The sequence below is a fragment of the Agromyces sp. 3263 genome, assembly GCF_031456545.1.
Lineage (GTDB): Bacteria > Actinomycetota > Actinomycetes > Actinomycetales > Microbacteriaceae > Agromyces.
Genome location: NZ_JAVDUV010000001.1, coordinates 2265173 through 2289312, shown reverse-complemented (window position 1 = coordinate 2289312; position 24140 = coordinate 2265173). Strand labels below are relative to the sequence as shown.

General features: G+C 68.4%; 15 protein-coding genes. 3 read left to right on the top strand and 12 right to left on the bottom strand.

Features of this window, described 5'->3' with window-relative positions; genetic code table 11:
- Positions 1-23: 23 nt before the first annotated feature.
- The 6 genes from J2X63_RS10530 to J2X63_RS10510 form a co-directional block, all read right to left on the bottom strand.
- Positions 24-3695, bottom strand: coding sequence for a hypothetical protein (locus tag J2X63_RS10530; RefSeq protein WP_309976827.1), 3672 nt, complete (start codon positions 3693-3695; stop codon positions 24-26).
- Positions 3692-7264, bottom strand: a complete 3573-nt coding sequence (pglX, locus tag J2X63_RS10525; RefSeq protein WP_309976825.1) for a BREX-2 system adenine-specific DNA-methyltransferase PglX — start codon at positions 7262-7264, stop codon at positions 3692-3694. The genes J2X63_RS10530 and pglX overlap by 4 nt, the downstream gene beginning before the upstream one ends.
- Positions 7261-11397, bottom strand: coding sequence for a BREX system serine/threonine kinase PglW (gene pglW, locus J2X63_RS10520; protein WP_309976823.1), 4137 nt, complete (start codon positions 11395-11397; stop codon positions 7261-7263). The genes pglX and pglW overlap by 4 nt, the downstream gene beginning before the upstream one ends.
- A gap of 553 nt (positions 11398-11950) precedes the next feature.
- Positions 11951-12412, bottom strand: coding sequence for a winged helix-turn-helix domain-containing protein (locus J2X63_RS18955; RefSeq protein WP_396133129.1), 462 nt, complete (start codon positions 12410-12412; stop codon positions 11951-11953).
- 138 nt (positions 12413-12550) lie between these two features.
- Positions 12551-13492, bottom strand: a complete 942-nt coding sequence (locus J2X63_RS10515; protein ID WP_309976821.1) for an HNH endonuclease — start codon at positions 13490-13492, stop codon at positions 12551-12553.
- 36 nt (positions 13493-13528) lie between these two features.
- On the bottom strand, positions 13529-13936 hold the full coding sequence (locus tag J2X63_RS10510) for a DUF1761 family protein (RefSeq protein WP_309976819.1): 408 nt from the start codon (positions 13934-13936) through the stop codon (positions 13529-13531).
- Between the two features lie 171 nt (positions 13937-14107).
- Here J2X63_RS10510 and J2X63_RS10505 point away from each other — a divergent pair, with 171 nt between their 5' ends.
- On the top strand, positions 14108-15904 hold the full coding sequence (locus J2X63_RS10505; protein ID WP_309976817.1) for an acyl-CoA dehydrogenase: 1797 nt from the start codon (positions 14108-14110) through the stop codon (positions 15902-15904).
- Positions 15905-15935: 31 nt separating this feature from the next.
- On the opposite strand, the gene J2X63_RS10500 is transcribed toward J2X63_RS10505, so the two are convergent.
- Entirely contained in the window at positions 15936-17237 is a 1302-nt protein-coding gene (locus tag J2X63_RS10500) for a hypothetical protein (RefSeq protein WP_309976814.1), read from the bottom strand.
- Between the two features lie 45 nt (positions 17238-17282).
- On the opposite strand from J2X63_RS10500, the gene J2X63_RS10495 reads away from it, so the two are divergent.
- On the top strand, positions 17283-17759 hold the full coding sequence (locus J2X63_RS10495) for a nuclear transport factor 2 family protein (RefSeq protein ID WP_309976812.1): 477 nt from the start codon (positions 17283-17285) through the stop codon (positions 17757-17759).
- A 93-nt stretch (positions 17760-17852) separates the two neighbouring features.
- Here J2X63_RS10495 and J2X63_RS10490 read toward each other — a convergent pair whose 3' ends face one another.
- Complete coding sequence (locus J2X63_RS10490; RefSeq protein WP_309976810.1) at positions 17853-19199, bottom strand: hypothetical protein; 1347 nt, start codon at positions 19197-19199, stop codon at positions 17853-17855.
- Positions 19200-19301: 102 nt separating this feature from the next.
- Here J2X63_RS10490 and J2X63_RS10485 point away from each other — a divergent pair, with 102 nt between their 5' ends.
- Entirely contained in the window at positions 19302-20462 is a 1161-nt protein-coding gene (locus tag J2X63_RS10485; protein WP_309976808.1) for a DUF2510 domain-containing protein, read from the top strand.
- Here J2X63_RS10485 and J2X63_RS10480 read toward each other — a convergent pair.
- The 4 genes from J2X63_RS10480 to J2X63_RS10465 form a co-directional block, all read right to left on the bottom strand.
- Positions 20446-21747, bottom strand: coding sequence for a DUF6596 domain-containing protein (locus tag J2X63_RS10480; RefSeq protein WP_309976805.1), 1302 nt, complete (start codon positions 21745-21747; stop codon positions 20446-20448). The two genes, J2X63_RS10485 and J2X63_RS10480, sit on opposite strands and share 17 nt — an antisense overlap.
- On the bottom strand, positions 21729-22112 hold the full coding sequence (locus tag J2X63_RS10475) for a YciI family protein (protein ID WP_309976803.1): 384 nt from the start codon (positions 22110-22112) through the stop codon (positions 21729-21731). Before J2X63_RS10475 ends, J2X63_RS10480 begins: the two co-directional genes overlap by 19 nt.
- A 193-nt stretch (positions 22113-22305) precedes the next feature.
- Positions 22306-22971 carry a response regulator transcription factor gene (locus J2X63_RS10470; RefSeq protein ID WP_309976802.1) on the bottom strand — a complete coding sequence of 222 codons (666 nt, stop codon included), beginning with the start codon at positions 22969-22971 and terminating at the stop codon, positions 22306-22308.
- Positions 22968-24089, bottom strand: a complete 1122-nt coding sequence (locus J2X63_RS10465; protein ID WP_309976800.1) for a histidine kinase — start codon at positions 24087-24089, stop codon at positions 22968-22970. The genes J2X63_RS10470 and J2X63_RS10465 overlap by 4 nt, the downstream gene beginning before the upstream one ends.
- Between the last annotated feature and the right edge of the window lie 51 nt (positions 24090-24140).

The following is a 24140-nucleotide window of genomic DNA, read 5'->3' as shown; positions in this document are numbered from 1 at the left end:
CCAGGATGCTTCGCCGGCCAAGGTCACTCAACCCACCAGTCGATGCGCACGTGCTTGTTCGGATTCGCACCGAGTGCTGCCTCGAGCGCCTTCTGCAGACTCGAGATCGTCGAGTCGAGTTCGCCAGGAGCCGCTGACGTTGACCCGCTCGTCGGCCCGTCAGGACGAGCAGGGCCAGGCGGCATCGGCGCGGGCGGCGTCGGCGCATGAGGATTCGGCGGGGTCGGCCCAGGCACATTGATGACCGCATCACGCGCGACGCGCGCGGCCTCGGTCAGTCGAGGAACGAGCTGTGCGATGGCCTCGTTGGAAGCGGCGGCGTGCTGAAGTGTCGCGATGGCGTCGTCGACCTCTGCGCGACCAAGCGTCGCCGCCTTCGCGATGAAGTCCCAGCCCGCTCCCTCGAGCGCCCGAGAGACGGCATCTGCGTTCGCGATCGACTTGCCGACCACGTCTGCCGAGTCGACGAGCGTCGTGTCGGCGAGCCGGATGATCGCAAGCCTCGGTTCGTTCTCCTTCGCGAGCAACCCGAGCAGCTCCGACGCGTTACGTGCGGTCGCGAGCCGCCCGGTAACCGCCGTCGTGTCGATGCCAAGTTGCCCGGCGTGCGCCTCGAGCTGCGAGACGAGCTCGGAAGCTGCGGAACTCTTCGACTTCGCCGCGTCGACGATCGCCGCACCGAGCCGCCGCACCGCCCCTGAGTTGCGGTACGTCTCCGCCCTGATACCGAATAGCGGCGCAACGACCGAATTCGCCCGCGTCCACGAATCTTCATCGGGCAGATTCGCGGCTCGGAGCACGAGGTCATCCGTGACCGAACCGACTGCTGGTCGGTCGACGGCGGCGGCCCCGCGCACCCATTCGCGGTCGGCGACGATCGACCAGCCGAGCAGCACCGTGTCTTCGAGATCGCGCGACATGCCCCAGGGCTCGAGCCGCGCGCGTAGGGCGGCTGCCGTAAGTGCAGCGCCGAGTTCGGCCTCCCAGCGCGTGAAATCGTCGCGCCATCCGAACTGAGCGAGCTGGGCGGTGAAGATGTTCTCGTTGCGCACGCCGAACTTCAACGGCACGGCGACGGCAGAAGCGACTCGTTTCTGGGTCGGGTTCAGCGACTCCAGACGTCCAGAATGCTCGGCCGTCTCGGCGAGCAGCGCCAGCGTCTCGTCGAGCTCCCGGCGCTTGACCTCGACAGTGCCAAGATCGGGGTGGTTCGGGTACGCGTTCTTCCACGCCTGATCGAGGACACCGGTGAGGCCGCCCGCGAGCGTGCCGGTGACCGGCGGTTGTAGGGTGAGCCCGTGCACGAGTGAGGTGAACGTCTCGCTCGGCAGGAGCTGCTCGTCGACGTCGGCGGCGTCGGGCGCAGAGACTCCGTACGCCCTGAGCAGTGCGCGACCGAACGATTCGCGCAGGTTGCTGCGGTTGTTCTCGAGCGCCTGCCTTGCGGCGGGACGGTCGCTCACGGGCAGGTGATCGGCGTACTGATCGAAGCGGTTCTCGGTGAGCAGATACTCGAGCACGACGAGTCGCCCGAGGTCGCTCTGCCGCGGCGCCGTCAGGAAGTTCGGCAGCCACGCGATGGTGTCGGCGACGATGCCCTTCTCGCGAAGCTCGGTGATCCGCGCAAGGTCGTCGCGCGGACCGGTTTGCCCGTCGGCTGCGTAGGGGAAGTCGATGAAGACCTTCCACTCGCCCTCGGCGGTCTCGAAGTCGTAGTCCTTGAAGTCGTTGCTGCCGCTGTGGATGTTGCCGAACCAGATCGACGCGGTGCGCTTCTGCCCGCGCCACACGTGCGGGAAGGGGGTGCCTTGGCCGAGCATCCCGACCGTGGCACCGAGTCCGAGACCCTCGAGCACAAGCTTGCGTACGAGTGCGCGGCGCGCGGGCTGGCTGTCTTCGCCGCGCACGCGGTCGAGGATCGAGTCGTAGTCGACACCCGAGAGCTGCACTGAGATGACGGGGTCGACACCTTCACCAACGTGGATCTCGCCGAACTCTTCAGCCCATTTGCGCACGAGCCCGAGCGTCTGCGCAGTCTCCGCGCCAGGCACGAACGCGGTGACCGAGCCGAAGTTGAGCGAGTGCAGCTTCGAGGCGGTGAGGTTCTTCAACGAAGCTGCGCCGGGGGCGAGCGCCGCGACGAGCAGCGTCTTGGCGAGACGGTCTTCGTTGCGGAACGGGTGGATTCGCGGCAGCCCCGCGGCGGCTTCCTCGCTGAGCGCATGCTTATTGAGCAGGTATGGACGAAGCTTCTCGACGTAGAACGTCGCCGAGATCGCGAAGTGCTGCTGCATCGTGTCGTCCAGCGGCTTGAGCGTGCCGAGCGCGACCGGCTCGTACAGGTCGCCAACCGGGATGACGTCGCCGGCAGTGAGCTCGTCGCGACCGTCGACGAGCAGCTCACCCATGAGCTTCAGCGCGGTGCGCTCCCGCTGCATGAGATTTGAGAGGGCGACCATCGCGTCGACGAGCGCGGGCGAGAACGGATACACGCTCGAGAACTCGGCTTCGCCCGAGGATGCCTCGTCGGCGAGGAGGTTGTTCCAGGCGGTGTTGTCGTGGCGCACGCGGGCGAGCGCCGACTTGAGCGTGTCGTCGGCGTCCTGATCGACTGGCTGCAGCAGGCGCTGCTTGACGATCTTCGGCAGGTCGGCCGCGCGCAGCTGGATCTTGTCGAACCGGTCGTCCCAGTAGTTGAAGGTCTGCTGCTGCGCTTCACGCTCGACCCCGAGCGTGCTGCTGCCGAGGAACTGCGCGAGGTCGCGCTGCCGGGCGACGAACGAGATGAAGGGCACGGGAAGGCTACCGGTCCCGGTCTCGACAAGCTTGGCGACCTTGGATATCTCGCCCTGCACGAACTCCTGGTTGGAGATGTGCTGGCCGAGCCAGAGCACGAGTTCGTCGAGGAACAGCACGACACCGTCATAGCCGAGGCTCTGAGCGTGGTTGCTGATGGTCTTCAGACCCGTCGAGATGTCGACCCAGGCGCCGGCGTTCGTGTAGCCCTTGAACAGGGTCGAGGTGAGGTCGCTCACGAGTCGGTCGCGGTCCGCGTTACCGGTCGACTGCGCAATCGCGGCGTCGAAGGATGCCGCATCCCATCCGGTCGCCAGCGCACCCCAACCGCCGCCGGTGCTGTCGGTCGAGACGGCCGCGAAGAACTGGTCGTCGCCGAACGTTGCGCGCTGCTGCTTGGCGTCTTCGAGAAGCTGGTCGCTGACGTGGAGGAACGGCAGAGGTGATTCCGGATGCTTCGCCGCGACGGTGTCGAGGTAGCCCGAGAACAGCGCCGACTCGAAGCTCTTCGCCCCGATCAGGTGGTAGTCGACGGCGAAGAAGCGCTTTTCGAGCACGTCGAGGTGCTTGCTCACCACCGGCCCGATGCCCGGCACTTCGCGCGCGGGCAAGTGCTGGGTGAGGAGCAGGTGCAGCACGGCCATGAAGTGCGACTTACCGGCACCGAACGAGCCGTGGATGTACGTGCCGCGCGACGTGCGGTTCGTCACGGCATGCTCGACGAGACCGAGTGCGTCGTCGAACGCCTCGGCAATGGCGTCGGTGACTACATAGTCGGCGAGAGTGCGGTCGGCAGCGGCGACGCCGTCGTGCAGTTTGAGCACGAAGTCGGCGGAGTCGATGCGCGTCGGAATCGTGATGAGGTCACGAAGCGGCGTGGTGAGCGGCAGGGCGGTCATTTGGTGCCTTTCGAGGCGGCGCGGCCACGAGTCGCGACGGGCGGTTGCCACCCGGTGACACTGTCGCGCGCGAGCTGGAGTTGGGTGAGCAACTGGTCGGTCAGGCCGCTGATCGCCAACGCAGGGCTGACGCCGAGGTTAGGGTCGAGCTCGGCGTGCCACTGATCGAGCCACGGCTGCAGTTCGATGAGCCCACCGATCAGGGGTGCGAGGTCGTCGGACGTTGCGCCAGCCGCGAGCAGCTCCATCGGGAGGCGCGCAAGGGCCTGAGCCCGATCGGCGTGATTCCAGCCGGCCCAGCCGTAGACCGGGCTCGGGTCGTTGGCTCGGTTCGTGCCGGGGTAGGAAATGAAGCGCTCTTTCGGCACGTCGAGTTTGCCGCGTGCCTTCCAGTACGTCGACTTGCGGAAGTCACCCTGCCCGTACTTCGACGGCACAGGCACCTCGACGCGCTCACCCCGATCTTCAGCGCGCTGTAACTCCCACGTGTGTTCCCACGCCCGGAACTTCTCGAACCCACTCGGCTTGTAGCGCAGCGCCGCCAAGTAAGGCACCGACTCGTCGTCGAGCAGCTTGCCGATGACCGTGCGGAGATCGGCATCGGCGCCGTACGCAAGCGACGCGAGTTCCACGAACCAGGCGTCGGACTTCAAGAGATCAGCGAGTTCGTTGACCGAGCGGGTCACCGGGCGGCCGTTCATGTCGGTCCAGTGTGCGGCGGACTCCAGGTGGTTGAGCATCGCGTCGCGGAGCGCATCGGCGAGCTGATCGTCCCACGACCGCGTCGCCCAGCGTCGCTTGAACTCGGGTCGTTCAAGCAGGCGCACCCCCGGATTCGCGGCAAGCGCTTCGAGCCGACGCTCCACGACGGCGCGGTAGTCTGTCGGCCATTCGACCGGCAGTTCGGTGATTGGAGTCGAACCATGCCTTGCGAACCACATGGTCTGCTCATCACCAGCGGCAACGCGACGTGCAAGGGCAATTTCGAAGGCGCGCTGTCCGAGATCGAGCCCGTCAAAGTCACCTGAGTACGTCAGGTCATCGTCGATCAGTCCATACAGGCGGTAGACATCCCAGTCCAGTTCTTCCTGCTCGAAGATCATGCGGCCTCGAAACAGATTCCATGATGCGCCCATCTTCGCTGCGCGTTCGGAAAAGTCTCTCCGGGTTCCAGTGCCATTCAGCATGGCGCTAGCATCAGCGCTCGAGACATGGCGAGATAGCAGCGCCAGCTCCTTGCCGCGGACGTTCGGGAGCTGGTCTGGCAACGGCATTCTGGTGACGTTCGTCGCGTTGAATGCGAACCGACTGCGCCATTCTTCAGGCGAACGATCCTTTGGATAGCAAACCTGGCGTAGGTAGAAGCAACCAACTGAAGAATTGAGGACACCGAGGAGTCCCTCGATGTCTTCGCCCGAGACACTGCCGGCAAACTTCAAGATCGGCGCGGTTTGCTTAAACGCATACGATCCGGAATCAAGTGAAAAGTGATTGTGCGTAGCTACCTCCGCCCAAACAATTGATACGGCACTAGCACCAGAATCAAGAGGAAGTTGGTGCCAGCCGTGCCATGGACGCCCCTCCGCCGCGTACGAGAGGCCCGAATATGAGGCCCTTCCACCTAACGAGGAACGGAGCGGCCAAAGGAATCGTGCGGGTTCGCCATCTAGCACGTGCGTCGAGGAATACGGAAAATAGACTTCTTCATTCGCGTCCACGGCGTAGTCACGAACTCCGTCGCCGATTGCGAGCCTTCGAAAACTGCTCTCAAGATGAACTCTGCTCGCAAAGCCCTGCGGAACCACGAACGCGTCATCCACGCCGACGACACCAAAGAACCCAGCTCGTGCAACCATGCCACGAACGCGACGTCCAGATGACGCCATCATTTGGTCCAGAAGCGGCTTTGCTCCGTGTCGGAGAACCCAGGGGTGCTCAGCAATCAGACTCCGCGGGGATTCCTCGGCCGCCACGAACTCGCCAGACAGAAGTTCCCCGTTGGCCGCAGCGACTATCTCCTGCCAGGTGGCGCTACGGGAAGGGACCTCCGGTCGTCCCGCTTCGCTTCGGATGCTTTCGACCACGCGCACGGTGGTTGAAATCGGCCGTCGCCTCCTGCCGAAAAGCATTACGGTTGGAGTGCCTTCGAAGTTGTGGCCAGGGATCCATGCGCCCGCTGAATCGACCACCAATGTTAGATCGACCGGACTGGCAAGGTCGTTCCCTGACAAGAAGTCACGAACCAGAGTTTCGCCGAATTCGCGTTTCGAGAAGGAGTCGGACGTAATCTGTCCCACATAACCGGATCCGGCCGTTGATTCGCTTCGTACCGCGAGTTCGAAGAACAACTGCATGAAGGGCACCGAGAGAACCCAATGACCGGAGCACGCGGAATAGAGTTGCCCATAGGTCTTCTTTTGGGCCCGGTCGGATACAGCAATGTAGGGCGGGTTGCCCACGACGACGTGGTACTGGTTCTGCTGCAAGATGCCGTGGTATCCCGCGAGGTCTTCGACTGAGTACTCGAATGCATCAGCATTCTCACCGTCGAAGAGCCTCACGCTCGACGCCTGCGAGCCGAGCAGCGAGTCACCGATTGCGAGCTTGAGGTGATAGTCAGGTGCGGCGACAAGCGTTCGGTCGCCCGCCGCTTGCAACGCGGCGACCGTGAGCCGAAAGCGCGCGATCGCGACCGCGAACGGGTTGAGGTCGACGCCGTGCACAGAGGCGAGCGCCTTCGCAACACGCTCTCGAGCATCCAATGCCGGTGCTTCGACGGTCCACGCGTCCACGAGCCGGCCGAATGCACCAAGCAAGAAGTGCCCCGAGCCGCACGTCGGGTCGATGAGCTTCAAGCTCTCGAGCCCAAACTCGGCGATCGCCGGGGTCAGCGTCTGGTCAAGGATGAACTCCTCGACGAACACCGGAGTCTGCAGCAGGGCGTACTGCTTCTTCGCGAACTCCGAGAGGTCTTGGTAGAGGTCGCCGAGAAACCGGGTGTCAAGCGCGGAGTCGGTGAAGTCGCGCACAAGCGCACCACTCGAATCCGTCACGCGCCAAAAGTCGAGCAGCCGGTCGGCCGCTTCACCCGAGATCGGCGCCCTCCACACCGGCGAGTGCGCGGGGTCGACGAGCGCGCGCCCCGCGGGCAGCGACGCGAGCGCCGAGAACGACTGCTTGAGCCAGTCCGGGCCAGCCGCCGTCGGGTTCGCCGTGAAGAACGCTGACTGGTGCTCGACCGCCCGCTCCAGCCTTTCGCCGGGGCCGGCGAACCAGGGCAGTGCCGCGCGTGCACCGTCGATCGTCACACCCTCGAGCAGATCGTTGTCTTCGGCGAAGCGGATGAACACCGTCGCGAGAATCCAAGCCACCGCGGCCTGGGCGACCTGGCCGTTGCGCCAGTCGATCCACGGCAGGCCGGTGCGTTCGCGCGCCGTCGCGTTCGCGTGCTCGGTGCGGAGTGCTGCACCCCACCCGTTCGTCACATCATCGGCGCGCGCCGTCAGGTCGGCCTCGAGCAGCTTGAGCTGCCCCTTGAGGTCGGCAAGGAGCTGGGCGGAGTCGATCACTTCGTCACCTTCGTGGGTTGCGTCGGCAGCACCGCTGCCAGATTCGTGGGGAGTTCGATCCAACGATCGGCACCGAACGGCATCGGCACCCCGTCGAGGTCGGGCACTGCGGCGGCCGAGCGTTGCGGAAGGAGGAACCAGCGTGCGCCGGCACGGGCGGTCGTCAGGTCCATCGCGCGCCCGATGAGGTCGACGAGCCCAAGGTGAGCGAGCACCGCCGGGTCGGTGAAGAGCAACGGTTCTGTGCGAGCCTCGAGTCCGGCCCACGCCTCGGTGACCGCCCGCTTCGCGAGCTCCTGCAGGTTGCGTCGGTCGCCAGCCCCCGCCGACGGTGCGTCCGCACCGACCACGACCGCCCAGTCGGCACCGAGCTGCGCCGCGGCCTCATGCAGTCGTTCAACCACGAGCGCGGCCAGGTCGACGACCTCGAGGCCGAATCGGGCGCTGAGCGTCGCCGCGGCCGCGTCGTAATGCGACCACGCCGTCGTGAGCGCTAGGGCACTGCGCTCCTGCACCGACCCGGCGAGGGCGCGCGCCAACTGGTCGTTCGGGAGGGAGCCCTGCAACGTCGTCACCGATCGCGTCGAGGCGCCGAACGTCGACCCCTCGCGCACCGCGTAGCGCCCGGAGTTCCACTCCAGGTGCGGATGCGTCCGCTGAATGATCTCGTCGAGTGCAGGCCGGGACGGGATCGCCGCGATACGCCTGAACCGTCCGCGCACACGGCGCTCGATGCTGTCGATGGAAAGCTCACGTACGGCGACCCCGGCGAGTGTCACCTCGATCGCGCGGGCGGGCGTGAGATCCACCGAATACACCTCGTCGAGACTCGACTTCGCACCCGTCGTCGACGCCGCAACGGCGAGCTCGAGCAGTCGGGCATCCGACAGCGACACCTGATCGGGAACGAGTCGTCGAAGTCGGTCACGCACGGCTGCGGCAGGGGCCACATCCTGGGTACGCAGGAGCTTGTCGACCTCATCGCCGAGCTGCCGCCCCATCGCAAGCAACTGCTCCGACGACGGCCGGTCAGCGTCACCGACAATGGCGAGCAACACGGGAGCCTGGTCATCACGCGGGCGACGCTTGTCGAGCCGCGGGGTCTCCGCGGCGGCATCCAGCTCGATGACGGCCCGCACAAGCCCACGTGCGTGCCGGCGACGCTCATCGCCGACCTTCGACGAGCCGTAGTCCATCAGCAACTGGTCGGCCACCTCATCGAGCGTCGCCACGAGCCCGGCGTCGGCGACGATACGCACGACGTCGTTGACCGCGATCTGCAGGAGCTTGCTGTCCTTACGCCAACGACGCACCGCCTCGGTCACGAGACGCGACACCGCCGCCACTTGCAGGCCGAGGCGATCAGCGATCGACGTCAGCGTCGGCCAAGCCACGCCGCCCGGCGTCTCGTCTTCGCCGAGCAGGAGGCGAAGCACTTCGATCTGTTTGGAGTTCTCAGCCGTACGGCGCTGCGGAATGAGCTTCGACCGGAACTGCTCGATCGACTGCCGACCGGCCGGCGTCTCGGTGGCTGCGGGACTCGATCCCGCAGCCAGTCGCGTCCGCCACTCGCGGACGCGACGCTGTACCTCTTTGCGATGCAACTCACCGAGGCCACGAATCTGGTTGATCTGCATCGGCGGTACGCCAAGGAGTTCTCCGACCGTCGACACTCTGAGGCGGGTGAGGCCCGAGCGGGCGCGAGCGCTCAACCCAGAATCGGAGAGCGGAGTGTCGAGCGTCGCCGATGCGGCCAGGGCGTCGAGTTGCTCGGTCGCCGAGTCATCTTGGACCACCAGATCAAGGGGCGTAAAGACGCCCTGCCAAGCGGCCGCGAAGGTCTCGAGGGTCTCGAATCGGTCACGCGCGACCGGAGCGAGCGCCCGGGTGAAGAACTCCGTGAGTGCCGACGCCACCGACTCCTCGAACTGGCTCGCCTGCACCACCGCCGCCTCGTCGGGACGCTCTGGTGCGTTGCCGCCAGGCCAGAACGGCGGCACCCCGGCCGACATCTCGAACAAGGTCGCCGCCACCGAGAAGAGCTCCGCCGCCCGGTCGAACTCGCGCCGCCCCGGCTGATCGAGATACGGGTCGAGATACGGGCGGGAACCCGACTTCGTGTGCGTGAGCGGCTCGCGAGCGAGCGAGAGATCGAACAGCGTCAGTCGCGGCTTACGGGTGCCCGGGTCAGGCGCGATCGCCAGGTTCGCGGGCTTGATGTCGCGGTGGAAGATGCCCCTCGAGTCGAGGTACCGCACCGCTTCGAGGAGGTCGCGCCCGTAGTTCTCAAGCTGCTCGAGCGTCGAGCGACCCTCAGTCTGCAGCCGCGTGGCGAGCGTCTCCGCGCCCGCATCGCTCAAGAGGAGCCCCGCCCGGCCACCCACCTCGAGCGGGCCATCGAGGAGTCTCACGACGCGGGGATGATCGAGGCCACGAAGGACCTCGGCCTCAACCGCGAGTCGCGCCGCGGCATCCTCATCTCGTGCGAGCTTCAGAATCACGCTTTCGCGACCCGAGTCGTAGTCGTCCACGAGCAGGGCAACACCCGTCGTGCCCGAACCGCGCCGCGCCTTGATCTCGAAGCGCTCGCCAACGATCTCACCCGGCGAAGCATCCAACGGGTCGATATCGACGGCGACCGGCTCAGCCCAACCTGCGTAGTCGCGGAACGCATCCTCGAACAGCGCGAGCAAGGCGCCGACATCGGTCGGGCGATGAGCCTCATCGAACGCCGTCGACTCGCGCACGACCTTCGCGAACACCTCGGGAAGATCCGGCTGCACCGCGATCGGATCAAGCGACGATGCCGACTGGTACAGCTCGTGTAAGTCCTTGCCGTTCTCAGCAGGGTCGCGATCCGTCAGGATGCGGTATGCCAGCGCGCCGAGACCGTAGACATCGAGCGCGATCGGCGATGGTTCGCCGAGATACTGCACCACCTCGGGCGCGAGATATCCCCACTGCGCTTCGTCGATCGCCTCGGGGATGTCGTTTGTTCCAAGCAACGTGCGCGACAGCGTCGAACCCTCGCTCGTGCGCTGACCGGCGAACCAGTCGCGAACCGCGACCGTCGCGCCCTTCTTCTTGCTCGCGCGCACGGTAACGCGCAGTGGAGAGAGCGCGCGGTGCATCACCCGCCGCGAATGCGCCGCCTTGATGACTTCACCGATCTTGCGGATCAGCGCCACCCGTTCGTCGAGCGAAAGCGTTGCGGCGTGCTCGGTGAGGTAGTCGGTGAGCGGCTGCTCTCGCTCGTCGTATGCGAAAACGAGCGCCGGGCCGACCTCGGAATCCACGTATTCGAGCGGACGGGTGATACCAGGGTGTGAGATGCCGTTCGTCAGTCGGTACTCACGGAGCGCGTGACGCTGGATGTCGGACGCCATCTCCTTCGACGCGCCGCGGGGCACCTTGAACACGCGGATGCGACGGCGATCCTTCGTGATCGGGTGCGTCGCGAGGAGGTCCGTCCACTCCTCGTCCTCCCCCAGCGGGTCAGCGTCGGCCAGGTCGTAGTCACCAACCTTACGAGTCTTCGGAGTCGGCTTCAGATCGGCGGCGGCGATCACGGCTCGGATCTGCTTTGCCTTCGCCTCGCTGACCAGATCGTCAGCGTGCGTCGCCGGCGTCGCCAGGAACTTCGAGAAGGACACCCCGTCGCCCTTGAGGCTCACACTGTAGCCGTCGAGTGTGGTCAGCGCTTCGATCTTGCCCTGCACCACGACGTTGGAATTCGCGCCGTGCAGCACCATGACCGATCGCACGAACGGCAGCTTGAACCCGGCAGCGTGCTTGATCGTCACGCCCTGCAGCAGCCCCGACAGTCGCTTGGCCTTGTTGTTGTTCGCGACGGGCGGGTTGCCCATGTCCTTACCGTTCTGGAACCAACGGTTCGGCTTGACCAGCACCGTGCCATGCCAGCCCTTGAGCTCCACGACGAACAGGCCGTTCTTCGTCAGCAACAGCACGTCGACCTCGTTGAAGCCGCCCTGGTTGTCGACGAACGTGACGTTCACCCACCCCGTGGTGATGCCGTCGTCGGGCAGCAGGTCGCGCAGCTTGTTGAGGGCAGCCTGTTCAGCCGGCGACGCAGCCGGACCCATGACGATCCATTTCGGGGAGTCTGCCTTCATCGAGTCGACTCCAAGGCGCACGGCACACCGACCAGCGGCAGCGCAACAGCAACATTCATTCGGATCCTCGGCACGAGTCACTCGCCAAGTCGGTCGGAGAGCGTATTCAGCATTGTTTCAGAGTCCACAGACAAGGGCGGGAAGGGTGGCGGGTATGCGCGCCCCACGTTCGGGGGTGCTTCGTTGATTGGGCTCCCGAACGAAGACAATCGAGTGACCGACGCGCTCTCCCTCTTCGGTGACGGACCTGCTCCGACCGCTCCAGACAGGGGCGTCGACGCACATCTAGGAGTCCGCGACGGCGGATATGCCGGGGAATCTCGAGCCCGCTAACCCTGCGCACGGTCGCAACGGTCCATCCGTCGCCGGTTGCGCATCCAGCTTTGTCCGGTGCGAAGCCGGCGATCGTTCCGGCGGGTGATGACGGTGTCGCCGACGGATGCCGCGGTGCCATCATGCAGCTTCGCCTCCCGGAGCGCGTCGACTCGCCCCTCGAGGATGAGTTCCGTCCGTGCTCGCACGTTGAGGGCGGACACCGCTTCGTTCGATTCGCTTATCCGCAAACTCGAGTTGCCATGGAGGGCATCGGCGCGCCACGCGAGTTACGCGGCACCCGCCATCGCCTCCGTACTGCCCCCGAGCACACGGGCGTGCGTGCGAGGCATGAACGCCATGTCGGCCACTCGAGCAAGTCTTGTTCTGAGTACTCGGTCAAACCGCGGTCTGCTACGGCACGACCATCCTCGGTGATCCAATACCAGCTCCGGCGCTCCCTCTCGAGAAGTCCCGCACGATAGAAGGACGAGCAGGCTCGGTTCTCCAGTCGGCCCTGCCCGGAACTGATCTTCTGAGCGACGACATGATCGTCGAGTTGGAGCACGTCGGTGACGCCCTGGATGATCTGTTGGAGCGAGCGCACCTCCCCCTCGGCCAGATATCGCAAGACAGCCGGCGGCAGCCGTCGATCGTCGGAACCCCATCCGGTGCAATCTGAGCCATGAGGTCCCTCCCGCATGCAGCGTAGCGATCGGTGAGGAGTGGCTTCGGCTCCGATCGCGCTGAAAGGTCGTTCGACCGCGCCACCCGACCAACGAATCTCGCGTTCATAGCGTGCAGTGCTTGTCGACTCTCCGTCGGCAGGGCTTGCGGCGATTCAGACTTCCCACTTCACGCCAAGTCGTTGCGCGAGGTATTCCGCCCTCGGCGGGTTGCTCGAGGGGAGCTCGAGTAAGCGGCCGTCGAACGGCATAAGGAACGCAGCCAGCGCGCTGTCGACCGCGACTCGGTCGTGAATGACGCCCACTCGTCCTTCCGGCGAGATTGAGATGAACCCGAGGTCGAACGCGCGATCCACAAGGGTGGAAAGACAGATCCCGTTCGAGGGGTCGAGCCGGATTTCCTCGTCCTCTGACCAAGGGACAATGTGGGATGCAATAAGGAAGTCGGGGCTGGTGATACCGGTGATCGCGCACCGGTACCCGTAGTTTCGCTTGACGACGCCAGCGAACGCCCGTTGCGCGCTACCCCGGGTTTTCGCCGTGGCATACTCGTCCCGCACAGCGAATCGCCCATCGCGAATCGCACGATCAAACTTCGTGACCTCGTCATCGTCGGACGGCAGGTGCTCAGCAACGCCGTCAGCGGGTCCGCCTGTGACCCGGAGGACGGCCCCAATCTGGGCGGCTACGCTCGCGGGAACGCGCATACGCCCTTGTGGCGCTGAGCTCAGACCATGCTGCTTCAGCTCTCCCAGGGAGAGCAGTTCGCGTTGCCGCCCTGAGAACGTGCGTTGGAGTCGGAGTCGCATCCATGTCCGATCCCGCCGCTCTTCGAACGCCGAGGGGTCGCGCCAGAACTCCCGGTCGTCGATCACCTCATCGTAGGAGAGACCCCGGTCCACGACGACACACTCGTGCGTCAATGCACTGACCGGCGCCGTCCCGTACAGGAAGACACGGTCGCCGATCTCAATTCGTGCGGACCTGGTCTCGCTCCAATCGATCTCCCCGAGACTCGCAAACGCAGCATCCGCATTGAACATTCCAAGATTGGAAGCGACCAGCCACCCAACACCGTCCACGTCAGCATCGGCCATGGGACGAGGGTACCGTCGGTCACAGTCACACGCGCGTCAGTGGGCCGTAGCATCGCCGTCGTGGCGAGCTAACCAATGCAATGACCCGCCCTGCGGCCCCCGATCCGTCAAGGAACACCAGCACCATCCGCGCCGGTTCGCCGGTGGCCGCCTCGAGAGCTCGAGCGTAGGGGCGAAGCTGCGGCGCGTAGTGAACGCCGCCGTGAAGCCTGCCCACAGGATGACGGCCGCGAGCAGCGTTGCCACGAGGTATCCGCCGCCGTAGAAGTGCCACGCGATCGTCGAGGCGCCCGCGAGCACCCCCGCCGTGACGAAGCTCACCAACACCGTCACGGTGTGCGGCATCACCGCGCTCGCGCCCGGGCGGTCCATGTCGTCGTTCGCGAGCTTCGCCCACCGGGTGCCGAACACGCCACGGGCGTACCAGATCACTCCGGCGGCCATGCTCGACGCCGTTGCCACAGGACCGCCAGTAGTTGATCTCGGGGAACAACTTCGACGGTTTGAGGCGGCGCGTTGTGGAATGCTGCCAAACCGGCGAGCGGCCGGATGACGCGCATCGTGGAACCCGCAGAGATCACGACCCGCCCACGGAAGCGGAGTTACGCTGCGGGCATGAGCGCACTCCGACTCCCGACAGCCGACATCGCCTTCATCCTCGAGCACGTCGTGGACTACGACGCGGTCGCGCAGCTCCCCGGGTATGAGCACGCCGACCTCGAGACGGTCTCGGAGATCCTCGACGAGGCCGGCAACTTCATGGCCGAGGTGGTGGCACCCACCAACCGTGCCGGCGACCTCGAGGGAGCGCGGCTGAACCCCGACGGCAGCGTCAGCACGGCGACGGGATTCAAGGAGGCGTACGCCGCCTATGTCGACGCCGGCTGGGGCTCGGTGCCGTTGCCCGAGGAGTTCGGCGGCGGCGGATTCCCGCGCACGGTGGGCCTCGCCCTCCAGGAGCTCATGACGACCGCGAACATGGCGTTCGCGCTGGCGCCGCTGCTCACCCAGGGCGCGATCGAGGCGCTCCTCCACTACGGCAGCGATGAGCAGAAGCAGCAGTGGCTGCCGAAGATGGTCAGCGGCGAGTGGGCCGGCACCATGAACCTCACTGAGCCGCACGCCGGCTCCGACGTCGGCGCCCTCACCACGAAGGCGGTGAAGCGCGCCGACGGCAGCTACGGCATCACCGGCCAGAAGATCTTCATCACCTTCGGCGACCACGACCTCAGTGAGCAGATCGTGCACCTCGTGCTCGCCCGCATCCCCGACGCGCCCGCAGGAACGAAGGGCATCTCGATCTTCATCGTGCCGAAGTTCCTCATGAACGACGACGGCTCGCTCGGCGAGCGCAACGGGGTGCACACCGTCGGCGTCGAGCACAAGATGGGCATCCACGGTTCGCCCACCTGCGTGCTCTCGTACGAAGACGCGACCGGGTACCTCGTCGGCGCCGAGAACATCGGCATGCGCATCATGTTCGTCATGATGAACAGTGCCCGCCTCTCGGTCGGCATGCAGGGCCTCGCCGTGTCCGAGCTCGCCTACCAGCAGTCGCTCGACTACGCGCGGGAGCGCATCCAGGGCCGTGCGATCGGCGCGACGCAAGACTCCCCCATCATCGACTTCCCCGACGTGCGCCGCATGCTCATGACGCAGAAGGCGTACATCGCCGCGATGCGCCGCATGATGCTGCTGACCGCGACCTACACCGACGTGTCGACGCACCACCCCGACGCCGCCGTGCGCGCCCGGGCGAACGAGATCGTCGGCCTGCTCACGCCCATCGCCAAGTCGTTCGGCACCGACCTCGGCAACGAGCTCACCTCGCTCGCGCTGCAGGTCCACGGCGGCATGGGGTTCATCGAGGAGACCGGCGTCGCCCAGCACTACCGCGATGTGCGGATCGCGGCGATCTACGAGGGCACCAACGGCATCCAGGCTGCGGACCTCGTGGGCCGGAAGATCCCGGTTCGCGACGGGGCATCCGCACTCGAGTTCATCGCCACCATGCGCGAGCTCGACGACGAGCTCGCGGCGGCCGGCGACGAGTTCGCCTCGATCCGCACGCAGTTGAACGCGCAGCTCGACACCCTCGAGCAGACGACGGCGTGGATGCTCCGCACCGGCGCCACCGACGCCAACGCCGTGCTGTCGGGGTCGACCCCCTACCAGCGCATCTGGGGGCTCGTGCTGGGTGGCTGGCTCATGGCGAAGTCCGCACTCGCTGCCCGCGAGCTTGACGCCGACGGCATCGCGGAGTCGCAGCTGCCGCTGGCCCGGTTCTACGCCGAGCAACTGCTGCCGCAGGCGGCCGGCCTCGCCGGCGCCGCCACGGCCGGCTCGCGTGACCTGTTCGCCCTCGACGCCGACGCGCTCGGCGACGTCGTGCGCCGTGGGGCGCGCGTCTGAGTTCGTGCCGGGGCATCCGCTCAGGGGTGCATCACGACAGGAGCGCTGCGTCGCCCTGCGATGCCGAAGGCAGGCGGCGCGGGCGCAACCGATCCGGCGACCGTGACGCGTCGAGGTCGCGCCGGGCCAGTTCCAGGGCTTCGCTCGCGCGGGATGCGACCCGCTGGGCCATCGCGAGCATCTGCGATCGATCGTCAGGGTCGGTGACCGCGACCGTCGGCGCTGCCGAGCTGCCGAGCGCGTGGCTGAGATCGATTCGGAGGCGCTCGGACTCGGCCAGACGTGTGAGGGCCTCGACGCCGATGCAGCCCGGGTGAGCGGCGACCAGGTCACGAGCGACGTCGAGCCGGCGATCCGCGGCCTCGATGGCGCGGCGCACCTGGGTCATCGACGGAACCGGATGCGCGGCATGGTCGCGAGCCGCGGCGACCGCGGTCTCCAGCGCAGCGTGCGCCTCTCGCAGTCGGCGCAGGTGGGCGAACGGGTCGGTGTTGACACCGGCGGTCGGCAGGGCCGCGAGGGCCGCCCGCAGCTCGGCGATCGCGCTCGCGACGCCGCGGCCGGCCGCGTGGCCGTGCGGCTCGGCGAGCGCGGCGGCGAGGTCGCGACGGGACTCCACGACGAGTGCGGCGAGCAGGGATTCCGCTCGCAGCGCGTCGACCTCGAACGTCTCCACCGCGTCGAGCAGCGTCGCGGCCCGGCTCATCGATTCAGCGGATGCCTCGAGAGCGAGGGCGACCTGGTCACGCTGCCCTCCCTCGCGACTGCGTTCGGCCACGCCCAGGCTGTGCTCGGCGAATGCGAGCAGCTGCGCGGCATCCGCGACGTCGGCCTCGACGTCGGCGAGCGCATCCGGCGCGTAGCGGGCGGCCAAGCGTTCGATGGTGGCTCGGGCGCGCGGAAGACGGGCTCGCAGTCGCTCGGCGTCGGCGCACAGGCCGGCGATGAGCTCGGGCGCACGACGCGCCAGCGCGATCCGCTCGGCGAGCACCCCGAGCTGCTCGTCGAGCTCGCGATCGATCGAGTCGCAGAGCTGCAGGATGCGCTCGTACCGCGCCCGGATCTCGTCGGCGGCGCCGGGGATCGCCTCGTGGTTCAGCCGGTGCAATCGGAAGGCGTCGCCCAGGTGCCGGCGCGCGGCATCCAGCGCCTCGGTCGCCTGCGTGATCGACTGGGGTCCCAGCTGCGCCTCGGCGAACCCCAGCTCGTCGGCGGTGCCGTGGATGCGTTCGTCGGCCGCGACCAGCGCCGCACCGGCCCGTCTCGCCAGCTCGGCGTCGTGAACGCCCTGCTGTTGCGCCGGGCGCCTGCGCCCGGCCGGAAACGCGACCATGGTCCATCGTAAGTTCGCAGCCGCCGCCCTGCTAGCGTGTGCCGCATGCCAGCACCGGTGCAGCACCTCATCGAGTCGATGTTCGCGGGCGTCCAGGCCCTCGACGTGGACGCCGCGACCGCAGCGATGCACGACGACATCGTGCTCTATGACCCGCACTACCCGTATCCCGACATGGTCGGCATCGCCGCCGTGCGCGAGGGACTCGCATGGGCGTTCACGCAGATGACGAGCATGCGGTTCGACATCGAGCGGTGGTTCTTCGACGAGGCCGGCACCTCGGTCGTCGTCGAGACCTCGACCCACCACGTGTTGAACATGGGCAGCAAGCGCCTCGACTTCCCGCAGGTGTTCGTCATCGACACCGACGGCGAGCGCATCACGAAGATGCGCGCCTACGAGCCCTACGGTCCGCACGGCTCGACGGGCTTCGGGCTGAAGAACGGCCACGCCGTGTACCGGATGTCGCACCGGCGATCGGCGAGCGCCCACCCAGCGAGCGCGCAGACGTCGCGCACGTAGCCGCCCCGGCGGCCGAGCGGATGCCGCGGGCCTCGGCCGACCCGTACCCGCACCCAATCGGCGAGCGCCGGTCGCGGCATCCGCTCAGTGGGGTCAGTCGATGAAGCCGTCGAGGATGCTGCCGATGACCAGGCCGCCGAGGATGCCGCCCATCATGTCGCCGCCGCCGCTGCGGCGACCGCCGCCCCAGCCCTGGCCGCCCCACTGGCCCTGGTCCTGCGGACGCGACGCATCGATGTCGCGCTGCGCGAGCTGCAGGGCCTCGCCCGCGAGGTACGCGACCCGCCGCGCCATGTGCATCGCCTGCTCGCGGTGGTCCTCGTCGATGACGGTGACGAGCGCCGCGGGCGAGCCGAGGAAGCGGTCGAGGTCCAGCCGGATGCGCTCGGACTCGGCGAGACGGGTGCGCGCGTCGGCGCCGATCCAGCCGCGGTAGCCGGCGAAGACGTCGCGGGCGACCGCGAGCTGGCGGTCGGCGTCATCGATGGCGTGACGCACGTGCTCCAGTGGCGGGATCGGGCGGGCCGCGCGCTCGCGGGCCGCCGCGATCGCGGCATCCAGCCCCGCGTTCGCCTCGCGCAGGCGATTCAGCTGCGCGAACGGGTCGGTGTTGACGCCGGCCCGGGGCAGGCTCGCGAGGGCGGCCTGCAGGTCGGCGATCGCCTTGGTCACCCCCGGTGACTGCGGCTCCTTGAGCGCGACGACGAGGTCGCCGCGGGAGTCCTCGACGATCGCCGCGAGCGTGGACTCGGCGCGCAGGGCCTCGACCTCGAAGGTCTCGACCGCGTCGAGGAGTGCGGCCGCCCGGCGCACCGACTCGGTGGACGCCTCGAGCGCCAGATTGGCTTGCTCACGCTGCCCGGCCTCGCGACGGCGCTCGGCCACGCCGGCGCTGTGCTCGGCGAATCCGAGGAGCTGGTCGGCCTCGGCGGGGTTGGCCTCCACCTGCGAGAGCGCCTCGGGTGCATAGCGGGCCGCGAGCCGTTCGACCGTCTCGCGGGCGTGGGGGATGCGAGCGCGCAGGCGCGCGGCATCCGCTCGCACGCCGGCGATGATCTCGGGAGCCCGACGTGCCCGCGCGACCTTGTCGGCGAGCGCGGCCGTGCGCTCGTCGAGCAGGTCTTGCGCCCACTCGCAGAGCTGCACGATGCGCGCGTTGCGGGTGCGCAGCTCCTCGGCGGTGTCGGGGATCTCGTCGAAGTTCAGCTGATTCAGCCGGAACGCCTCGCCCAGGTGCTGCCGCACCGCGGTGAGCGCGGTGCGCAGGTCGGCGGTCGCGTCGGGCCCCAGCTCGGCCTCGGCGAACACGAGCTCGTCGGTGGTGACGCGAATGCGCTCGTCGGCGGCGACCAGCGCCGTTCCCGCCCGCTTCGCCAGGTCGGCGTCCTGCGCGGCGAGCTCAGGATCTTCGCGCTTACGTCTGCCCCAGAATCCGGCCATGGGTTCGATCCTAGGCGCGGCGCTGGGTGGCGGCTGTGGGTTGCGGACGACGCTGGGAACTCGACCGGTGCGGCGGCGGGCCGGCTCTGTCACCATCGAGAGATGAGCGACCCGACGAGGGCGCCCGCGGGGTGGTACGAAGACGGGTCCGGCGGGCGGCGGTACTGGGACGGCGAGGCCTGGACGCAGTACGTGGCGCCCGCCGCCTCGGGCGAGCCCGGGTCGCAGGTCGGGGTCGAGTCGGGCAGCACTGAGGCGACGGATGCCGCGGCGACGCAGCCCGTGGGAGCGACCGGTCCGACGATTCCGTTCGTCTGGGGCTCCGGCGGGTCGGATGCCGCGGGGTCGGGCTATGGCGGCGGCGCGGGTGGGTCGAGTGGTTGGTGGGATGCATCGGGTGCGAACCCGGCGGACGCGACGACCGTGCCGTTCGAGACGGTGAGCGCAGCCCCAGCCGCGGGTCCCACGAGCGTGCTGCCGCAGCATCCGTTCACCGAGCCGTCGAACCCCGGGCCGAACGTGGTGGGCATCATCGCGCTCATCGTGGCGGTCACCGGGCTGGTGTTCGTGTTCATCCCGGCGCTGAGCGGCGTCGCGTGGACGCTCGTGCTCGTCGCGTTCGTGCTGTCGCTCATCGGCCTGTCGCTGCGCGGCGCGAAGTGGGCGGCGATCACCGGGCTCGTCGTGTCGATCATCGCGGCGATCGTCGGCATCGTCATGCTCGTGATGCTGCTCTTCGGGTGGATCGGCGACGTCGTCGCCGGCGTCGAGGATGCTGTTCCCGACGTGCCGGTGCCGGTGTTCCCAGTGCCAGAGGTCCCGGGTGCGGATGACCCGAATGCGGACGACTCCGCCGTGGCAGGCAATCTCAGGTTCGGTGAGACGATGACGTGGGACGACGGCGTCGCCCTCACGGTCTCGGTGCCCGAGCCGTACACGCCGAGCGACTTCGCGGTCGGTGCGACGCGGGCGACCTCGGTCGTGTTCACGCTGACGCTCACGAACAACTCGACCGGCGAGCTCCAGCCCCTGCCGCTGCCGACCCTCACCGCGGGCGACCAGGAGGTGAGCGAGATCTTCGACGTGGGGGCCGAGGTGTTCGACCCCGCGGACGACGTCGGGTTCCCGCCCACCGCCACGATAGAGCCGGGCGGGTCGGTCAGCTGGCGGGTCGCTTGGTCGCTCGACGACTCCAGCTCGCTCACGATGGAGGCGGCGCCGAACCTGCTGTACCCGAGCGCGACCTTCACGAACGCGCCGTAGCCTCCCGCCGGGCCAGCAGGTAGGTGCGCACGGCCGGGTCATCCGCCAGCTCGGCGGCATGGGCGAAGGCATCGGATGCCTCGGAGCCGCGGCCCGCACGGGCGAGCAGGTCGGCGCGCGCCGCCCACCAGGGCTGGAACGTCGACGTCTCTGGCTCCGCCGGGAGCGCCGCGAGACCCGCCGCGGCGCCGTCGAGACGCCCGATCACCGCGGCGAGCGCGACCGTCGCGCCGAGGCTCGGAGCGACCGCGTTCAGCGCGACGTAGAGCGTGCGCAGCGCCGCCCAGTCGGTCGCGCCCGTGCGACGGCGATCGCAGTGCACGGCCTCGATGGCGGCCTCGAGCTGGAAGCGGCCCGGCGGCCGCCCCGGCGCCGACGCACGTCGGAGGTACTCCTCGCCCTCGGCGATGAGCGCGGCATCCCACGTCGACGGGTCCTGCTCGTCGAGCGGGACGAACGGGCGCGAGTCGGTTTCCGAATCGCGGCTGGCGCCACCTCGACTCCCCCGCCGCGCGAGCGACAGCGTCACGAGCGCCGCGAGGCCCCACGCCTCCGTCTCGTGCTCGAGCAGGGCCGCGAGGGTCACCGCGAGGTACTGCGCCTCGCCGGCCATCGAGTCGGGAGCGTCGGCCGGGGCGCGCCACGCGATGGCGTGGCATCCGTAGACCGCCTCGAGCACCGCGGGTAGCCGCTCGGGCATCGCGCGACGGTCGGGCACTGCGAACGGGATGCGCGCATCGCGGATGCGCCGCTTCGCCCGCACGAGCCGTTGGGCCATCGCCGCCGGCGGCACCGCGAAGGCCGTGGCGATCTGCGCCGCGTCGAATCCGAGCACGACCTGCAGCATGAGGGGCGTGCGGACGGCGGCGTCGATCGCCGGATGCGCGCACACGAACAGCAGTTCCAGCCGCTTGTCGCCGATCGCGAACGGGTCGAGCTCGGCCAGGGGGTCGACGGATGCCGCGGGCGCCGCCGCGGCGCCGGCCTCGGCGTCGTCATCAAACGGCGCGGTGAGGCGGCGTTCCGCCGACTTCCACGCGTCGCGCTGGCGATTGCGGGCCACGGTCAACAGCCACCCCTCGGGATTGTCAGGCACACCGGCATCCGGCCACCTCGTGAGCGCCTGCTCGAACGCGCCAGCCAGGGCGTCCTCGGCGAGCGCGAGATCACCCGTCGAGGCCGCGAGCAGCGCGACCAGCCGGCCGTACGACGCGCGGGCGACCAGCTCGCCGGATGCCGCAGCCGCCGCCCGCGCGCCATCGGCGTTCACTCGTTGGGAGTCCACACGCCGTCGACGGTGTACACGGCGCCCGGACGCACCTCGACGCCGCCCGCGCCGTAGTCCATCGAGGGAGCCTGCTTGGCCCACTCGATCGCGGTGTCGAGGTCGGGCACGTCGATGACGAACGTGCCGCCGAGCTGGTCCTTCGTGTCGGCGAACGGGCCGTCCTGCACCTGCAGGGCGCCGCCGTCGGCGCGCAGGGTGGTCGTGCTCGACGACGGCTGCAGGACCTCGGCGCCGAGCAGCACGCCCGCCGAATGCAGGGTCGCGGCGTAGGCGGTGAAGGCCTGCTGACCTTCGGCGAGCGCCTCGTCACCGAGCTCGTCGGCGGTCATCTCGGGGTAGTGAAGCAGCAGTGTGTAGCGCATGGTGTTCCTCCTCGACCCGATCCAGCGACAGGGTACTCGCGCACCGCCGTCGCCGGGGTCATCCTCGTTCGCTCCCCTGCGGGAGTGGGCCGGATGTCGGCCTCTACGGTGATGACGACCGAGCGGCAGGTCGATCGACAGGCAGTGCCGTCGGTGTGGCGGCCGCGTCGGTGGCGGCGGACCGACGCATCCGTCACTCTGGGCGCAGCCCCGCGTCGTAGGCGGCGATGATCGCGGCGGCGCGGTCGCGGGCGCCGAGCTTCATGAAGATCGCCGAGACGTGGGACTTCACCGTGCGCTCGCCGACGTGCAGCTGCGCCGCGATCTCGCGGTTGTTCGCACCAGCGCAGATGCGGCGCAGCACCTCGAGCTCGCGCGGGGTCAGCTGCTCGAGCGCCCGGCTCGCCGTCGGCGACGTCGGCGCACGATCCTTCGCCCGCGCCAGCACCCGCGGCAGCACCCGTGGGTCCAGCCAGGCTCCCCCGGCGGCGACGGCACGCACCGCCGCGATGAGGTCCTCAGCCGGGCTGTCCTTGAGCACGAAGCCCGCGGCCCCCGCCGTCAGCGCTCCCCAGAGCACCGCGTCGTCGTCGAAGGTCGTCAGGGCGAGCACGGGCGGGGCGTCGGATGCCGCGCGCAGCTGCCGTGTCGCCTCGGGGCCGTCCATCCGCGGCATGCGTACGTCCATGAGCACGAGGTCGGGGTGGTGCGCGCGGACCGCCGGCAGCACGCCCGTGCCGTCGCCACACTCGGCGACCACCTCGAGGTCGGGCTCGGCGCCGAGGATGAGCGCGAGACCGGCCCGCACCATCGCCTGGTCGTCGACGAGCAGGAGGCGAAGCGGGGCGGTCTCGGTCACGCCGCACCTCCGACGGGAAGCCGGCACTCGACGACCCATGCGTCGCCATAGGGACCGCTGCTGAGCTCGCCGCCGAGCGAGGCGGCCTGCTCGCGGAGTCCGACGAGCCCGTAACCATCAGGAGCGTGGTCCACCACGGCATCCGTCGCGGTGGACGGGATGAACGCGTTCGAGATCCGGGCGAGCACGGTGTGGTCGTCGATCCCGATCTGCACGGCAGCGGATGCCCCGGGCGCGCTGTGCCGGGCTGCGTTGGCCAGCGCCTCCTGCACGACCCGGTAGAGCGTGAGCCGGATGGGCAGCGACAGGGGTTCGGGGGTTCCGACGATGCGCAGCTCGACCGGGAGTCCGGCCGAACGGTAGGTCGTGATGAGTCGCTCGAGGTCAAGTGATGCCCACTCGGACTCGTCGTCGTCCCGGAGCATCCCGACGGCGCCGCGAATCGCGTCGAGGCTCTCGCGCGACACCCGTTCGGCTTCGATGAGGGCCGCCTCAGCGGCATCCGGATTCGAGCGGATCACCCGTCGGGCGCCGCCGACGTGCAGCACCACGACCGTCAGCGAATGCGCGACGAGATCGTGCACGTCACGGGCGATGCGATGCCGCTCCTCGCGGGCCGCGGCATCCGCCAGCTCGCCCTCGGCGGCGCGCAGCTCGTCGGCCAACCGCGTGGCGCGCCGCAGCAGCACGCCGATGAGCACGGCGAAGGCGCCGCCGAACGCGAAGTAGATCGCGCCCACATCCCACTCGACGCCGAACAGGAACGGCACGAACGGGAGCACCATGATGACGACGGTGACCGAGCCGATCAACCAGCGGTCATCGGTGCGGCTGGCGATGCGGCTCGCGGCCGCCAGGCTGAGGAAGAGCGCCGCGCCGATCTCGGAGAGGGCGATGACCGGGATGACCGGGATGATCGCGAGGGCGGCGAACGCGAGCAGGGGGAGCTCGATGCCGAAGACGAGGAGTGCCCACGGCACCAGGGCGATCAGCATGGCCACGACGACCACCGGAGCGAACTGGGCATTGACCACGGCCAGGACCGCGGCGACCAGGGCGGTTCCGGCGTAGACGAGGTCGGTGACCCGTGAACCCGCCGCGGCTGAAGCTCGCGTCATGCGTCGCTCCTCTCGGGCTTCGCCTCAACGAAACCGTATCGGACGGGTTCG

What these genes read in the sequence shown, in the direction of transcription:
- J2X63_RS10495 (WP_309976812.1), top strand. Translation starts at nt 17,283, where the DNA reads ATGCCAGCACCGGTGCAGCACCTCATCGAGTCGATGTTCGCGGGCGTC.
- J2X63_RS10530 (WP_309976827.1), bottom strand. Translation starts at nt 3,695, where the DNA reads ATGACCGCCCTGCCGCTCACCACGCCGCTTCGTGACCTCATCACGATT.
- pglW (WP_309976823.1), bottom strand. Translation starts at nt 11,397, where the DNA reads ATGAAGGCAGACTCCCCGAAATGGATCGTCATGGGTCCGGCTGCGTCG.
- J2X63_RS10475 (WP_309976803.1), bottom strand. Translation starts at nt 22,112, where the DNA reads ATGCGCTACACACTGCTGCTTCACTACCCCGAGATGACCGCCGACGAG.
- J2X63_RS10510 (WP_309976819.1), bottom strand. Translation starts at nt 13,936, where the DNA reads ATGGCCGCCGGAGTGATCTGGTACGCCCGTGGCGTGTTCGGCACCCGG.
- J2X63_RS10515 (WP_309976821.1), bottom strand. Translation starts at nt 13,492, where the DNA reads ATGGCCGATGCTGACGTGGACGGTGTTGGGTGGCTGGTCGCTTCCAAT.
- J2X63_RS10465 (WP_309976800.1), bottom strand. Translation starts at nt 24,089, where the DNA reads ATGACGCGAGCTTCAGCCGCGGCGGGTTCACGGGTCACCGACCTCGTC.
- J2X63_RS10485 (WP_309976808.1), top strand. Translation starts at nt 19,302, where the DNA reads ATGAGCGACCCGACGAGGGCGCCCGCGGGGTGGTACGAAGACGGGTCC.
- J2X63_RS10500 (WP_309976814.1), bottom strand. Translation starts at nt 17,237, where the DNA reads ATGGTCGCGTTTCCGGCCGGGCGCAGGCGCCCGGCGCAACAGCAGGGC.
- J2X63_RS10490 (WP_309976810.1), bottom strand. Translation starts at nt 19,199, where the DNA reads ATGGCCGGATTCTGGGGCAGACGTAAGCGCGAAGATCCTGAGCTCGCC.
- J2X63_RS10505 (WP_309976817.1), top strand. Translation starts at nt 14,108, where the DNA reads ATGAGCGCACTCCGACTCCCGACAGCCGACATCGCCTTCATCCTCGAG.
- J2X63_RS18955 (WP_396133129.1), bottom strand. Translation starts at nt 12,412, where the DNA reads ATGCGGGAGGGACCTCATGGCTCAGATTGCACCGGATGGGGTTCCGAC.